Annotated in this window: 1 protein-coding gene; it reads left to right on the forward strand. The window is 61.9% G+C overall.

All coding sequences use genetic code 11. From position 1 onward, the window contains the following. Nucleotides 1-1,425, forward strand: a 1,425-nt coding sequence (locus EOA28_RS35570; RefSeq protein ID WP_245501681.1) for a PAS domain S-box protein, incomplete at its 5' end; no start/stop codon positions are given. Nucleotides 1,426-1,450 lie beyond the last annotated feature (25 nt).

The following is a 1,450-nucleotide window of genomic DNA, read 5'->3' on the forward strand; positions in this document are numbered from 1 at the left end:
GTCCATACCCGCTGCTTCACCATCGACGTGACGCCCCTGAAGACGGCCGAGCGAGCTTTGGGTCAACAGGAGGCCCGATTCAACCAGATCCTGGATGCGCTACCGGTGGCGATCTACACGACGGACGCTAAGGGGAAGATCACCTACTACAATCGAGCGGCGGCCGAGTTGGCTGGCCGCGAGCCAAAGATCGGCAAGGATGAATGGTGTGTGACGTTTCGGCTCTTCACCCCAGACGGCGAGCCGCTGCCTCACGACCAATGTCCGATGGCGATCGCACTCAACGAAAATCGGCCGGTGCGTGGCGTCGAGGCTATCGCACAGCGGCCGGACGGGTCGCTCTTCCCGTTCATGCCGTTCCCGACACCTTTGCTCAACGAGCATGGCGAGCTGATCGGCGCGGTCAACATGTTGTTCGATCTCACTGACCGGAAGCGGGGCGAGGATGCCGCCCAGCACCTCTCGGCGGTTGTTGAGTCCTCGTTCGATGCGATCATAAGCAAGAACCTCGGCGGCTTCATCAAAACCTGGAACCAGGGTGCTGAGCGGCTTTTCGGCTACACCGCAGAGGAGGCTGTTGGCAAGCACATTACGATGCTGTTCCCGCCCGAGTATCGAGACGAAGAGGCCATGATCATCGAGCGGATCCGCAACGGTGACCGGGTCGAGAGTTTCGAAACCATCCGTCGCCGCAAGGACGGCACCGACATTCCCGTCTCCCTCACGATCTCTCCCGTGCGCGACGGCGCCGGCCGTATCGTCGGCGCCTCCAAGATCGCCCGCGACATCACATCCGCGAAGGAAAGCGAGGAGCGCATCCGCATGCTGATGCGCGAAGTCAACCACCGGGTGAAAAACCAGTACGCTGTGATCCTGTCGATGATCCGCGAGACCAACAAACGCTCGGGGAGCCCTGACGTTTTCGAGAAGCAGGTCCGTGAGCGCATCATGGCGCTGTCGAGATCTCACGACCTGCTTGTATCCGCCGACTGGAAGGGTGCGACGGTAGCAGATCTTCTGCTGGCCCAGGCCAAGCCGTTCGGACGCGAGGACGCGATCGGCCTGCACGGCCCTGCCCTGGTCCTAACCCCCAACGCTGTACAGTATCTCGGGATCGCCTTTCATGAACTGTGCACCAACTCCGCCAAGTACGGGGTGCTGTCCGGCCGCAAGGGCTCGATCACGCTGAACTGGAAAGTGACTGACGAGGACGGCGACCGCACGTTCCAACTGACGTGGACCGAGAAGGATGGGCCCCGGGTCAAGGCTATCGCCCATGATGGATTCGGTACTGTCGTGCTCAACCGGTTGGCGCCGGCGGCGCTGAACGGGACTGGCGGGGTGACCTATGATGCTGACCAGGTGGTCTGGGCGCTCCAGGCGCCCCTTTCCTATGTAGAAGCGTTCCAGCGCGGGGCAGCGTAGTGCGGTAGGCCCCACCTCCATAATT

The organism is Mesorhizobium sp. M2A.F.Ca.ET.067.02.1.1 (assembly GCF_004023285.1).
Classification (GTDB): Bacteria; Pseudomonadota; Alphaproteobacteria; order Rhizobiales; family Rhizobiaceae; genus Mesorhizobium.